Here is a 13190-nt window from a genome sequence, read left to right on the forward strand (position 1 = left end):
GCATTCCCCGCCGGGTGTTCGGGAACGGCCTCAGTGGCCTCCGTGCCTCAGTGGTCTGTCCGCGGCCTGTCCGCGGCCTGTCAGCGGCCCGTCAGCGGCCCGTCAGGACCCGCGGGCATCGTCCTGCTCATCGAGAACGGCAGCACCCCGATGAGGAGAGATCACCGTGACCACGAGTACGCAGACCGCCCTGTCCGAGTTCGTCGGAGCGACGGCCGAGGAGTTCGGCGTCCCCGGCGTCGCCGTCGCCGTGTGGGTGGACGGGCGCGAGGTCTACGCCTGCCACGGCGTGACGAGCGTCGAGAACCCGCTGCCCGTCGACCGGGACACGCTGTTCCAGGTGGGCTCGGTCACCAAGACCCACACGGCGACCGCGCTGATGCGCCTGGTCGAGGAGGGACGGGTGGAGCTGGACGCGCCGGTGCGCCGGTACGTTCCCGAGCTCGGTCTCGCCGACGAGCGGGCCGCGGCGGAAATCACCGTGCTGAACCTGCTCAACCACACCGCGGGCCTCGCCTGGAACCTCATCGTCGACACCGGCGAGGGCGACGACGCGCTGGCCCGCTTCGTGGCGATGCTGCCCGGGCTGGAGCAGATCGCGCCGCCCGGCACCCGGGCCTCGTACAGCCAGGGCGCGTTCAACCTGGCCGGGCGGATCCTGGAGAACGTCACCGGCCTCACCTACGAGCAGGCCGTGGCCTCGCTGGTGTTCGAGCCCGTGGGCCTGGAGCACAGCTTCTTCGCGCCCTCGGACGTCATGACCCGGCGGTTCTGCGCGAGCCACAACCCCGGCGAGGACGGCGCACCGGCCGTGGCCCGGCCGTGGACCCTGCGGCGTTACAACAACCCCGGCGGCGGCCTCGCCTCCTCGGTGGCGGACCTGCTCTGCTGGGCCCGCTTCCACCTGGGCGACGGCCGCGCGGAGAGCGGTGAGCGGGTGCTGTCCGCCGAGGCCCTGCACCGGATGAAGGAGCCGACGGCCGAGCTGCGCGGCAGCACGCTCGGCGACGCCTTCGGCATCAGCTGGTTCCTGCGCGACGTGGACGGCGTGCGCACCGTCGGGCACGGCGGTTCGGGGAACGGCCAGTTCGCCGAGCTGCTGACCGTGCCGGAACGCGACTTCGCCGTCGTCGCGCTGTCCAACGCGGGCCCGGACGCCGGCCTCCACTTCAACCGGGCCGTCGTCCGCTGGGCGCTGGAGACCTTCCTCGGCGTGGCGGACCGCGACCCCGAGCCGCTCCCCTACGACCACGAGCGGGCCCTGGAGGTCGTCGGGAGCTACGACATCGACGCCATGACGCTCACCATCGCCACCGACGGCGCGGAGCTGACGATCGGGGCCGCCATCAAGCCGGAGATCCGTGCGGCGTCGGACACCGAGCTGCCCCCGGACTACGAGCCGGCCGCCATGGGCCTGCTGCCCGGCGACGACGACGGCTACATCGTCACCGCCGGTGGCCTGAAGGGGCAGCGCGGCTTCTTCTCCCGCGACGAGAAAGGGGTGATCGTCGGCGCCGACCTCGCCGGGCGGCTGTTCGGCCGGGTGCGGGCCGCCTCCGTGTGACGGCCGTGCTCCTACGCGTGCTCGGCCGCCATGTGGTCGTTGATCGTCGCCAGCAGTTCCAGCAGGCCGGCCCGGGTCCAACCGCCGTAGGACTGCTTCCCGGGGAAGAGCACCAGGGCGTGCTGGGCCTCGGCGGCGACCGGGGCGAGGTGCTCGTCGCAGAAGGGGTGTTCCTGGGTCACGTACGCGGTCAACGCCTCGGCGAACGTCGCGCCGGGCAGTTGGTCGTCGAACAGGAGGTCGGGCAGGTCGCCCAGGTGGGGGAAGGTGACGTGGGACTCCCAGCCGCCCAGGGGGAGCTCGTCGTAGAAGGCGGGCGGCTCCCGGTCGAGGATCCGGACGAGGCCGGCCAGCATCCGCAGGTACTGCGCCCAGTCCATGTCGCCGGCGGCCCGGGCCATCCGCTCCCGGAAGCCCTCGGGGGTCCGCTCCGCCGCCCCGGGCACGTCCAGGGTCTGTGCGACGAGGTCGAGGAGGGCGGCGGCGGTGTAGGGCTCGCAGTGCGTACGGGCGATCCAGGAGGTCCGGATCGCCCGTATGTAACGCCGGAGCTCGTCGTCCAGGCTCAGCGCGCCGCGGGATTCCTGGACCCCGATGGCGAGGTCCAGCAGCCGCCGTACCGGCCCGCTGTTGTAGACGTCCGCGGTGGAGGGGGTGGAGGGCACCATGCCGCGAGCCTACGAGGTCACGAACGGCAGGTCGGCGGCGCGGACGCGGTCGCGGGGCCCGGCGGCGCGCAGCACCACGTCCAGGACCGCGTCCGGCCGGGCGGCGTAACTGTTCGAGAACCACGGCATGTTGGCCTCGACCACCGCGAACCGGCCGGTCCCGCCGACGAGGCCGACGTCGACGGTGACGGCGCTGGGCAGGGACGGGGCCGTCTCGGCCAGGAGCCCGGCCGCGAACCCGCGTACGTCCGCCCCGCGCGGATCCGCGTCGAGGGGGGCGGGGTCCAGGCGCCCGTGGACGGCGTACCGGCTCGCGGCGGCGATCTCCCCGTCGATCAGGAAGAGCCGGTACTCGGCGGCGAAGTCCACCACCTCCGAGACCAGGACGGGGGTGGCGGCGGGCAGGGACCGCGGCAGCGGCGCGCCGTCCCCGTACACCGCCGGCGGGAAGGACTTCTCGCGCGGCGGCTTCACGAAGGCGGCCCGCCCCGAGCCGGTCAGGGCCCGCGCCCGCCCCAGGGTGGTCAGCTCGATCCGGCGGCCCGTGAACCGCTCCGGAAGCCGCGCGAGCCAGTCGTCCGGCGGCTCCAGCAGCCCGAGCCCCAGCACCCCGGCCACCCGCGCGCCGGCGTGCGGACCGCCGCACCAGTGCACGGCCCGCCCGGCCAGCGCGGCGAAACCGGGGCCGAGTGCCCGCACCGCCATCCCCCGCCGCGCGGCGGCCCCGGCGAGCAGCCCGGCGGTGGCGGTCGGCCGGGCCGGTATCAGGAACACCTCGTCGGTCATCGGCCCATTGTGGAGCGCGGCCGAGACGGGACCGGACGATCCGGGGAACGCAGAAGGCCCCGGCCGGTTTCCCGGTCGGGGCCTTCAAGTGCCCGAACTGCAACCACCGCTCGACTACTTACGCCCCTCGGGGCCGTACCACTGGAGGGGTTGGCCGGTTACTGCGGCGATGCACTCGAAGTCGTGGTCACAGTGCAGGAGGGTGAGCCCCTGCAACTCGGCAGTCGCGGCGACAACGAGATCCACCGCACCGGCGCTGCGGTGCTTGCCTTGCTTGGTGAGGGCCTCCTGGACCTGCCAGGCCCGGTCGTAGGCGCGGTCGTCGACCGGGACCCAGCCGAAGATCAGCCGGACGTCCTCGATGCCACGTGCCCGGTCGGCGGCCGATCGGGCGCTGTGGAAGAACTCCAGCTCCGTGATGGGGCACGTGGCGATCAGGCCGGCGGCCGCCGCCTGGTCCCAGCCGTACTGCTCCGCGTCGCCCCGCATGAAGCGGGCGAGGGCGCTGGTGTCGATCAGGTAGAGAGCGGCGTTCACCGTCGGTAGTTCCGCTTGTCCTCGAAGAGTGTCAGATCGAACGCGCCTTCGTCGGCCGCTGCGCGCAGGCGGGTCAAAGCCAGCGCGCGCCGCCTGTTCTCCAGTACCTCGCGCAGGGCCGTGTTGACCGTCTCCTTCTTGGTGCTGGTCCCCAGGGCCTTGGCTACGTCTGCGAGCAGCTCGTCATCGAGGTCGATCACCGTCCGACTCATTGTGCACCCCCTTTATATCAACTGTGGAGACAAGTATACCTCTCATGGTTCACCAGTGTCATGGGATGGACGGGCTCGGGCCGCGTCTGCGGGGCTATGCCGGCATGACGCTGTGGATGCGGGAGAGACCTTGGGCAGCGACGGGTTCCTTGAGCGGCTTACGGCGGCCCCGTTCGAGGGTCTGGAGTTCGGGCAGCGGTCCTACGACGATGCGGCGGACGGCGAGTGATCCATCTGCCCGACACCAATGTGGTCGCCGAGATCACGACGCGGCCGAAACCTGCCCCGGCCGTCATCGCCTGGGCTCGCTCGGTTCCGTCTCCTGCCCTCTGGCTGAGCGTCATCACGGTCGCGGAGATCGGAGCAGGCATTGAAGGAACGCCTGATCCAGTGCGGCGTATCGCTTTCGAGCGGGCGCTCACGGACATCCGTCAGCAGTACCGAGACCGGATCGCCGCAGCAGGCGAGCGGGAGGCACTCGCCTACCTCGCTCTTCACCGGAGGCTCAAGAGTGCCGGAACCAGCCTCGATCCCCCCGATGCGCTGATCGCCGCCACCGCCCTGGCGAACGGCTGGACGCTGGTGAGGAACGCAGAAGGCCCCGGCCGGTTTCCCGGTCGGGGCCTTCAAGTGCCCGGTGAGGCACTGGCGGAGGATACGAGATTCGAACTCGTGAGGGGTTGCCCCCAACACGCTTTCCAAGTGTGTTGGCGGTGGTCAGGCCTCCACCCAAGGTCGTTCACCTGCGTTCGCTGCCGCCCGTCGATGGCGTCCGGGCCGGTTCCCGGACGGCTGCGAACCGCAGCGGACGCGAGTGAATGAGACGGAAACTGAGACGGGCGCGGAACTGCAACAACGCCTGTGCGGCCGCCATGGCATGTTGGGCGGCATGAACGATGCGATAGACCAGCGCAACCCGGCGGGCATCCGTGTGGGGGACATCTACGAGGACTGCTCTTTCCACCCGGTTCTCTGCACGGAGATCGACGATGACGGAGGGGTAGTGCTGAGCGGTATCTCGCTGATCGACGGCAGCTTCCCGCGCTCGTGCGACGGCCAGCACTGCGGGCCGATCCGCATCCCGGTCGAGGAGGTCATGCCCATCAAGCGGGACCTGGAGGGCTACGCCCGCCGGCGGAAGGCCGAACTAGACGCAGCCGACAGCATCTGATCCGTAGCTCTAGATAGATCGGTCATCGAGGGTCATACAGGTCGCTCGGCAGTTTCTGAAGGGGGTTGTCGGCCGGAGTCAGTTGCTGTGGTTGCGGTACTTAGTTGCTGTACGGTCTGGGCGAGTTCACGGGCCCTGGCGAGGTTGTTGCGGCTGGTCAGGGTGTCGGGGTGGGTCTCACCTTGGACCTGCTCACGCTGGGCGAGGGTCGCCTCGTACAGCGGGATGGCCCGTCCTAGATCCCCCGCCGACTCGTAGGCGCAGGCGAGGTTGTTGCGGCTGGTCAGGGTGTCGGGGTGGGTCTCACCTAGGACCTGCTCACGCTGGGCGAGGGTCGCCTCGCACAGCGGGATGGCCCGTCCTAGATCCCCCGCTGACTTGTAGGCGCTGGCGAGGTTGTTGCGGCTGGTCAGGGTGTCGGGGTGGGTCTCGCCTTGGACCTGCTCACGCTGGGCGAGGGTCGCCTCGTACAGCGGGATGGCCCGTCCCAGGTCCCCCGCTGATTTGTAGGCGTAGGCGAGGTTGTTGCGGCTGGTCAGGGTGTTGGGGTGGGTCTCGCCTTGGACCTGCTCACGCTGGGCGAGGGTCGCCTCGTACAGCGGGATGGCCCGTCCGAGGTCCCCCGCCGACTCGTAGGCGCTGGCGAGGTTGTTGCGGCTGGTCAGGGTGTTGGGGTGGTCCTCGCCTTGGACCTGCTCACGCTGGGCGAGGGTCGCCTCATACAGCGGGATGGCCCGTCCTAGATCCCCCGCCTCGTAGTAGGCGCTGGCGAGGTTGTTGCGGCTGGTCAGGGTGTCGGGGTGGGTCTCGCCTTGGACCTGCTCACGCTGGGCGAGGGTCGCCTCGTACAGCGGGATGGCCCGTCCCAGGTCCCCCGCTGATTTGTAGGCGTAGGCGAGGTTGTTGCGGCTGGTCAGGGTGTTGGGGTGGGTCTCACCTTGGACCTGCTCACGCTGGGCGAGGGTCGCCTCGTACAGCGGGATGGCCCGTCCCAGGTCCCCCGCCGACGTGTAGGCGCTGGCGAGGTTGTCGCGGCTGGTCAGGGTGTCGGGGTGGGTCTCACCTAGGACCTGCTCACGCTGGGCGAGGGTCGCCTCGCACAGCGGGATGGCGCGGGCCGTGTGGCCTTGCTGGTGGAGCCGATGGCCGGCGGTCTCGTACGCGCTGGTGAGTGGTGCATTGTGATGTTCGGGTGGTTTGGTGGCAGCGAGGGTGACGAGGTGGGGTGTAAGGGTGTCCCACTGGCCTTCGGTGGGGGTGTTCTGGCCCGGCGGCGGGGTCAGGCTGTGGAGGATCGCTTGTTCAGCGCGGTCGCGTCCTTGCAGGTGCCGGGTTGACCCGCTGTCGTTGGTGTGCTGCGGGGTGCGTAGGACGGTCTGGACCATGCGGTGGAGGCTCAGCGTGGTGCCGGTGTCGGTGACCATGCTGTAGGCGGCAAGGGTTCCGGTGGCTTCGGCGATGTCGTCCGGGTCGGTGCCGGGCGGGGTGAGCAGGCTGTGGGAGATGTCATCAGGGGCGAGCCAGGCGGCGGTGTGCAGTAATTCCACAGCCAGCGGATCAGCCTTCTCCAAGGCGTGGAGGGTGACGTTCCAGATGCGGGCAAGGGTGCGTTCGGCGTCGCTGCCGTGGGCGGTCTTGGCGAGTTTGGAGTCAAGGCGGCGGCGGTAGGCGTCGAAGCTGATGCCGCGGTTCTGGGCCAGGTAGGCGCCGACCTGTTTGATTCCCAGAGGGAAATACCCCAACTCGAAGGCAAGAGCGCGGGCTTCGGCCCGCTGGCGTGCGTTGGGGCTGGCGTCTTTGAAAACAAGTCGGCACAGCAGGGTGGTGGCGTCGTCAGGGCCGAGGTTGCCCAGGGTCAGGGTGGGGGCGCTGTCGGGCCAGCCAGTGGTGCGGCGGCTGGTGGCGAGGTGATGGCCTTGGTGGAGTGCGCCGGTGTAGGGGGTGAGGTCGTCGGGGTTCTCCACATTGTCATAGATCAGTAGCCACTCCGGATGCCATGCGAGCCACTGCATCGCCCACGCCACCTGCGCCACACGATCGGCCGTGGCGGCCCAGCCGGGCGCCAGGGTGTGGGTGAGGGTGGTGAGGGAGGTTTCGATCTCGTCGGGGGACGCGCCGTTGATCCACCAGATCAGAGCGTAGTCACCGCGGTGGCGGTGGGCATAGTGCAGAGCGAGCGTGCTCTTGCCGATCCCGCCCAGACCATGCACCGTCCCGCTCTGCGTGATCGCACCCTCGTGCCGACTGCTCAGGATGCGCCGCAGCCGGGCCAGTTCCTCCTCCCGCCCCAGGCAGAGGGCGGCTGGCGGCAGGTTGGAGGTGCCCGGAGCAGCGGATACCTTCTCCGGCTTGTGTAGTGCCTCGGCGGGCAGCACGTCGCCGGTGTAGGCATTCCTGATGTGCTGAGCGGCGATCGGCCTCTGCCCAGCCGCCTCGATCCGCAGCCGAGACAGCTCGTCGTCGGTGCTCACGGCCGTGGCGCGGTGTGACCGTCACCGGTGATCGCGGTACCGATGTGCTGAGCGGAGATCGACCGCTCACCGGACGCCGTGATGGTGACTGAACCGGCAGCCGGAGCCGGCAGCATCGCGGACAGTTCCGCACGCAACTCGGCATCGTCCTGCAACGCCCGCCGGAGCAGCCTGCCCAGCACTGCCGCCGTGTAGGACTCGTCCTGTTCGTCGGCGGCCTCGTCCACCACGCGTTCCAGCTCCGCCTGGCCCGCTTCGTCCCGGCGCCGCCACATCGCCCCAAGGATCCGCTGTCCTAGCGTGACCGTGGCGTCCGCCGCTGCGTCCTCTGCCCGGGTAAGGACAGCTGCCCCGTATGTACCGACCGCGGCCGTCAGATACGGACCTGCCTGCTCGACCAACTGTACGATCTCAGTACTCACTTGTTCCCCCGACTCATACGGTTCTGAAAGGATCCAGCGTAGAAAAGCCAGACTCTGGGCGAGGTCAAAACACCTGAACCGCCCACAACAGTTCGCGTATTCCAGCCATCGGCGGCCGCCCAGCACCCGCTGATTAGAGCCGGGCCTCCAGCGTGGCCTGGCCGACCGGCTGGGTGAAACCACTGACCTGGCACCAGGCATGGGCGGCGTTCATGCCACCGCTGCGTCCCTCAGTGCTGAGCAATGGGACCGACGATGTCGGCGGGTGCTATCCCTCTGGAGAGACAGCACCCGCGCTAGGCACAGATTTTGGACTCTGGCCTCATCCCTATCAGGTCGATGACCCGGGGTACGCGATCTCGCACATTCCGTTTGCAGCCCTGGCTGACCTGCCGCCGGGGTTCATCGATGATCGGCGGGATCCGCCTCTGTTGGTGTCAGCAGTTGATGTCAGCGAACAGAGCTCGCTTGACACAGGGGATCGACCGCTTCAGCGATGCCCAGCCCTGGCTGACGCAGGCCGCGACCACCTGTGCCACTGGCCGGTCAGGTAGCGATTGCAGGCCATGAGGAGACCAAAGTCCAGCACCAGGAGAGCCAGGGCCTTGAAGAACTCGACACTCAAGCCCCCATGGCTGACCACGAGGATTCCACAGGCTAGGAAAAGCATACATGCTGCAAGTGTGAAGATAAGCGCAAAAAGCACAAATAAAGGACGCAGCATTGCCATGCCTGCCTTCCTGCTCAGTACCAAGCTGTCCTGGTCACGTCAGGCCGTGACGCTAGCAGGCGCGCTACTTAGCCCATCGATGGGGAATCCGGCTTTCACGGCCGCCTCATGCCCGCCCACCACTCACCCCAGCTCCCATCCCGTCTGCCGTCGGCCCACACGTATGTGGAGCGGACGCGGTGCCGGGCGTCCAGGTGGAGCGCCCAACTGGACGAACGACCTGGACGCCCGGTGCCGTGTCTGCTCGGCTCGCCCTGGGCCGATGGCAGGCGGGATGGGAGCTCCCCGCATCAGCCCCACTCGGCCGGCACCCGCCCACGGCGCCCCCGCCATCCCGGAGTCGGAGCGCCCCCGCCGGAGGCATGTCGGTGACCCCCAGAACCGCGGCCGCGAGGACTCGACTCATGCCTTTGGGCCTACCCCGCATGTAGGGGCGGGCGTCGGCGCAGCGCGCGCGGAGCGGGCCGAAGGCAGGAGCGTCGCCCCGAGCGGAGCCGGGAAGCCCGCCCGGCGGAGCGGAGCGCAGCCGGGTGCTTGATGAGGTAGAGAAACCTGTAACAGGCCTGTGGGTCATGGCACTTCGTGCGATCGCTGGCACTTTTTCTGACAGTGCCGTCCTGGGGGCGCGGGTACCTTCGTAGAGTCGAAGGGAGCCCATCGTGGGGGCCGAACTGAGCACAGGGCAAAGGGTGGCACGGGCACGCCGCCGACTTGGCTGGGACCAAGCGCAGTTGGCAGCAGCGGTAGAGCGATCGGTTAGCTGGGTCTCGAAGGTGGAGACCGGACGGCTTCCGCTGGACCGCATGAGCGTCCTCGGGCAACTCGCCGAAGCCCTCGACGTTGAGGTCATCGAGCTGACGGGGCAGCCCTACCGCCACGACTCCTCGGAACTCGACTCGGGTCACGCGGCCATCCCCGGCCTTCGCCTCGCTCTCCAGCAGGCCACGATGCCCGGCGGTGCTCTCCTCCTCGGTGGCATCGAGCCCCCGTCGCTCGCAGAGATTTCCGTGCGCGTGGAAGCCGCCGAGCGACTCCGCCAGGACGCGAAGTTCACGGCTCTCGGTGATGTCCTCCCGCAGATCCTTCGCGACCTCATCGTTGCCTGTGACGTGGCGGACGGCGATGACCTCTCCCGCGCCGAGTCCCTGATGCTCCGAGCCAGCCACATGGCCCGCGTCTCCTCGAACCTGCTTGGTCATCACGACCTCGGTTGGAGTGCTGTCCAGCGCGAGCTTGTCGCGGCTGAGCGCGCGGAGTCGCCGGCGCTTAGGGCCGCTGCCCGCTGGGACCTCTGCGGGGTATGGCTCTACGAAGGGGAAGTGGCGGCAGCGCGGGACATGGCGCTCCGAGCCCTGGACGATCTCGAACCGGATCTCTCAACCGCTGACGAGAACATCCGCTCCTTGTGGGGCGCCATGCACCTCCGGGCCGCCGTGGCCTGGTCGCGTCTCTGGGATCGCTCCGAAGCTGAGTCCCACCTCGCCGAGGCGCGCCGGACAGCCGCCAACCTCCCCGCGGACGGCAACGTCTTCCAGACCCAGTTCAACGCGGTGAACGCGGAGATCCACAGTGTGGAAGTCAGCCTGGAACTCGGGCACCCGCGCGACGTGCTGTCCCGGTCCGAAGTGGTCGACGTCATGCACATCGCATCGGGTGAGAGGCAGTCTCACTTCTGGGTCTGCACGGCGGCCGGTCAGATGATGAACGGCAAGGCCGAGGCTGCGGCTGAGTCCATCCTCCGTGCCGACTCGGTCGCTCCTCAGCACGTACGCAACCGCCCAGTCGCCCGCAACTTGGTGGATGACCTGCGGTCTGCCAATCGGAACGCTCGCACGGAAGAGATCCGGCGCTTGGCCGGACACATGAAGCTCAGCTGATCAGGCCGGACGGAGAGGGGGCCGTCGCCGTGAGGGTGGCAGAGAAAGCGCGATTACTCGTGGAGCTGCACGAGATTCGGAAGAAGCTGACCGAGGCGGCGCAACGGGTGGATCGGCTGTCCGCTGCGGTCACGGAAGATCGGCCACGTGCCCTTCGAGGCGGTCGAGCCGCGAGTTGATGAGCTCCAGCGCGGCCTTGATCTCCGCCAACTCGTTGGCGAGGGTCGGGGCCTGCTCCGTCTCGACTGCGGGCGGGTCGCTGGCGACAAAGGTCCCGCGTCCCTGCTGGCTCACGATCAAGCCCTCATCGCGAAGGATGTCCAACGCGTGCCGAACGGTCATGGCTGCAACGCCGTACCGCTCGGCCAGTTTGGCGTTCCCGTCGAGCCGCTGGCAGGCCGTCAGCGCTCCGCTCGCGATCTGCCGTCGAAGGTCGTCGGCCACCTGCGCGTAGGCGCTTCGGGGATCATCTGGGCTCACGGTCACAAACCCAGGTTATCTAAGTGATCTAAAGAAGTCTTCCCCAAGGGCTTGTGCTCTTCACCATCCCTATTAATCTAGGTAACACAAGAGAAGTTAGAGATGTCCCGCTGGGAGCGGCGCCCTACCGCCAAGCAGATACGCCGCTCCCGGTCCCAACAAGGGAGCTTCCATCATGCCCGCAGACCTCGCCGCTCCGGCCTCTACTGCGTTATCCGCTCCGCTGTCCCGTAGGGACGACGCGAAAGTCATCCCGTCCTCCTGCCAGAGCTGTGCTGCGGCCTGCGGCTCGGACTGGGTGAAGTCCGGCGGTATCGGTGTCCTGATGCACCGGTCCGGGGAGCGCTGCCCGGTGTCCGTTCCGTTCGTCTGGGAAACGGGCGAACCCCTGGAGGACTGCGACGACTGCGCGGGCTCGCTCGTGGTGGTGGACTCGGACGGCTCCATGACCGGCTTCCGGGGCTCCCTGATCCCCTGCCACTGCACCAACTCCGACCAGGGAGAGAGCACCGACTGCGCCTGCTTCCTCACGGGCTGGCCCCTGGACGGCGGCTTCACCGGCTGGATCGCGGACCTGGACAGCACGGATGACTCCCCGGCCTACCGCCCGTGCTGGGTGCACACCCCTTCGCGGGCGAACGCCACCGTGCTGGCGGTGGCCGCGTGACGGTCTTCCCCGTCGCCCCTGAGGCCGTGGCCGGTGCTGCAGCCTCTCTGGGCACCGACCCGCTCACCCTCGCCGATCTCCTGCGGGTCGCCTCCACCCCCGGCTTCGACCGCTGGCAGGAACAGGTCCGCCGTACCGGGGGCTGCTCCGATCCGATTCACCTCTCGGGATCTACCGTGACGCGTGACCGCCGGACCGGGGATGTCCTCTACTCGTACTCGACCGCCGATGAGCCCGGCGGCCGGTTACGCGTCGCCTGCGGCAACCGGCGAGCCTCCCGCTGCCCTCCTGCGCCTGGACCTACGCCGGGGACACCTACCACTTGATCCGGGCCGGGATCACCGGCGACGAGACCAAGCATGTGCCCGCCACCGTGCGGGAGCACCCGAGGGTGTTCGCCACCCTGACCGCCCCGTCTTTCGGGCCCGTCCACAACCGGCCCGCCTCGGGCTGCTGTCGCTGCGGCACCATCCACGCCGAGACTGACCCGCTGCTCGGAACAGCCCTGGACCCCGGCCGGTACGACTACGCGGGGGCGGTGCTGTGGAACAACTACGCCGGGCAGCTCTGGCAGCGCTTCACCATCTACCTGCGCCGTGAGATAGCCGCCCGTGCCGGGATCACGCAGACGGCGCTGAAGGAGTCCTGCCGGGTCTCTTTCGGCAAGGTCGCAGAGTTCCAAAAGCGCGGCGCCGTCCACTTTCACACCGTCGTACGCCTCGATGGTCCCGACGGACCGGACAGCCCTCCGCCTTCCTGGGCGTCGGTCGCTCTGCTGGATGACGCGATCCGGGCCGCTGCCGGCCGAGTCGCCCTCACCGTCCCGGCCTCCGGCGACCACTCCGCGCGAATCCTGCGCTGGGGCACCCAGATCGACGTTCAGCCCATCGGGGGCCTTGGCCACGAAGACCTGACCGAACAGGCGGTTGCCTCGTACGTGGCGAAGTACGCGACCAAGGCCGCCGAGACCACAGGGACTACCGACCGACGGATCGGGGAGCTGGCAGAGCTGGACAAGCTCCGGCTGCCCGCCCACACCCGCCGCCTGATCGAAGCCTGCTGGCACCTGGACGACGCCTACCCGGAACGGCTGCTCGCGCACTGGTCGCACATGCTCGGCTTCCGAGGCCACTTTTCCACCAAGTCCCGTGCCTACTCCACCACCCTCGGGGCTCTCCGCCAGACCCGCGCGGACTACCGGGCCGCCCAGGAACGCAGGGAACGCGGCCTGCCCGACCCTGACGACGATGCGGAGCGCTCCACGCTCGTCCTCGCCCACTGGACCTACGCCGGGCACGGACACACGCCGGGCGAGTCCTGGCTCGCCGCCACCATCGCCAACGACATCAAGACCAACCGCGACGTCGCCCGGGAGGCCTGCGCCGCGCTTGACCCTGAGGAGGGCCCGTGAACGACCCGCATGACTCCACACTCGTCCTGCTGACGGTCGAGGAGGCTGCTCGCCGCCTGCGCATCGGCCGTACGACGTGCTTCGCCCTCGTGGCCTCTGGGGCACTCGAATCGGTCACCGTGGGGCGTCTGCGGCGCATCCCGCCGGACGCGCTGCCCGCGTACGTCGCCAGACTCCGCACCGCGGCTTGAGGG

13 protein-coding genes and 1 pseudogene are annotated in these 13190 nt (G+C 69.1%); 7 read left to right on the plus strand and 7 right to left on the minus strand.

Features of this window, described 5'->3' with window-relative positions:
* The first annotated feature begins 166 nt into the window (after window positions 1-166).
* A complete protein-coding gene (locus OG534_RS19070) occupies window positions 167-1564 on the plus strand; it encodes a serine hydrolase domain-containing protein (protein WP_326589265.1) in 1398 nt (465 codons plus the stop codon).
* A gap of 11 nt (window positions 1565-1575) precedes the next feature.
* Here the strand turns inward: OG534_RS19070 and OG534_RS19075 are convergent, their stop codons facing one another.
* The 4 genes from OG534_RS19075 to OG534_RS19090 form a co-directional block, all read right to left on the minus strand.
* A complete protein-coding gene (locus OG534_RS19075) occupies window positions 1576-2232 on the minus strand; it encodes a hypothetical protein (protein ID WP_326589266.1) in 657 nt (218 codons plus the stop codon).
* A gap of 9 nt (window positions 2233-2241) precedes the next feature.
* Window positions 2242-3018, minus strand: coding sequence for an ATP-grasp domain-containing protein (locus OG534_RS19080; RefSeq protein WP_326589268.1), 777 nt, complete (start codon window positions 3016-3018; stop codon window positions 2242-2244).
* A gap of 114 nt (window positions 3019-3132) precedes the next feature.
* Entirely contained in the window at window positions 3133-3555 is a 423-nt protein-coding gene (locus OG534_RS19085; protein ID WP_326589270.1) for a PIN domain nuclease, read from the minus strand.
* The gene (locus OG534_RS19090; RefSeq protein WP_030031568.1) at window positions 3552-3767 is read right to left on the minus strand and encodes a type II toxin-antitoxin system VapB family antitoxin; all 216 of its coding nucleotides are present in this window, start codon (window positions 3765-3767) and stop codon (window positions 3552-3554) included. The genes OG534_RS19085 and OG534_RS19090 overlap by 4 nt, the downstream gene beginning before the upstream one ends.
* 249 nt (window positions 3768-4016) lie before the next feature.
* On the opposite strand from OG534_RS19090, the gene OG534_RS19095 reads away from it, so the two are divergent.
* Together OG534_RS19095 and OG534_RS19100 are read left to right on the plus strand one after the other, a co-directional pair.
* On the plus strand, window positions 4017-4589 hold the full coding sequence (locus OG534_RS19095) for a PIN domain-containing protein (RefSeq protein ID WP_326593697.1): 573 nt from the start codon (window positions 4017-4019) through the stop codon (window positions 4587-4589).
* A gap of 67 nt (window positions 4590-4656) precedes the next feature.
* A complete protein-coding gene (locus OG534_RS19100) occupies window positions 4657-4938 on the plus strand; it encodes a hypothetical protein (RefSeq protein ID WP_326589272.1) in 282 nt (93 codons plus the stop codon).
* Between the two features lie 32 nt (window positions 4939-4970).
* Here the strand turns inward: OG534_RS19100 and OG534_RS19105 are convergent, their stop codons facing one another.
* Window positions 4971-7409, minus strand: coding sequence for a tetratricopeptide repeat protein (locus OG534_RS19105; protein WP_326589274.1), 2439 nt, complete (start codon window positions 7407-7409; stop codon window positions 4971-4973).
* Window positions 7406-7810: a hypothetical protein gene (locus OG534_RS19110; RefSeq protein ID WP_326589277.1), complete on the minus strand. Its 405-nt coding sequence runs from the start codon at window positions 7808-7810 to the stop codon at window positions 7406-7408. Before OG534_RS19110 ends, OG534_RS19105 begins: the two co-directional genes overlap by 4 nt.
* A 1440-nt stretch (window positions 7811-9250) precedes the next feature.
* Between OG534_RS19110 and OG534_RS19115 the strand changes: the two genes are divergently transcribed.
* Entirely contained in the window at window positions 9251-10438 is a 1188-nt protein-coding gene (locus OG534_RS19115) for a helix-turn-helix domain-containing protein (RefSeq protein WP_326593698.1), read from the plus strand.
* A gap of 129 nt (window positions 10439-10567) precedes the next feature.
* Here the strand turns inward: OG534_RS19115 and OG534_RS19120 are convergent, their stop codons facing one another.
* Window positions 10568-10924, minus strand: coding sequence for a GntR family transcriptional regulator (locus OG534_RS19120; protein ID WP_326589278.1), 357 nt, complete (start codon window positions 10922-10924; stop codon window positions 10568-10570).
* A 346-nt stretch (window positions 10925-11270) separates the two neighbouring features.
* Between OG534_RS19120 and OG534_RS19125 the strand changes: the two genes are divergently transcribed.
* The 3 genes and pseudogenes from OG534_RS19125 (at window position 11271) to OG534_RS19135 (ending at window position 13187) form a co-directional block, all read left to right on the plus strand.
* A complete protein-coding gene (locus OG534_RS19125; RefSeq protein WP_326589280.1) occupies window positions 11271-11585 on the plus strand; it encodes a hypothetical protein in 315 nt (104 codons plus the stop codon).
* A 26-nt stretch (window positions 11586-11611) separates the two neighbouring features.
* Window positions 11612-12996, plus strand: a pseudogene (gene repSA, locus OG534_RS19130) (replication initiator protein RepSA).
* Window positions 12993-13187, plus strand: a complete 195-nt coding sequence (locus OG534_RS19135) for an excisionase family DNA-binding protein (RefSeq protein WP_326589281.1) — start codon at window positions 12993-12995, stop codon at window positions 13185-13187. The pseudogene repSA and the gene OG534_RS19135 overlap by 4 nt, the downstream one beginning before the upstream one ends.
* The last annotated feature ends 3 nt before the right edge of the window (window positions 13188-13190 follow it).

Source organism: Streptomyces sp. NBC_01294, from assembly GCF_035917235.1.
Lineage (GTDB): Bacteria > Actinomycetota > Actinomycetes > Streptomycetales > Streptomycetaceae > Streptomyces > Streptomyces caledonius.

Bases quoted from the DNA above. Each gene is read 5' to 3' on its own strand.
- OG534_RS19075 (WP_326589266.1), bottom strand. From the start codon at position 2,232: ATGGTGCCCTCCACCCCCTCCACCGCGGACGTCTACAACAGCGGGCCG.
- OG534_RS19080 (WP_326589268.1), bottom strand. From the start codon at position 3,018: ATGACCGACGAGGTGTTCCTGATACCGGCCCGGCCGACCGCCACCGCC.
- OG534_RS19090 (WP_030031568.1), bottom strand. From the start codon at position 3,767: ATGAGTCGGACGGTGATCGACCTCGATGACGAGCTGCTCGCAGACGTA.
- OG534_RS19100 (WP_326589272.1), top strand. From the start codon at position 4,657: ATGAACGATGCGATAGACCAGCGCAACCCGGCGGGCATCCGTGTGGGG.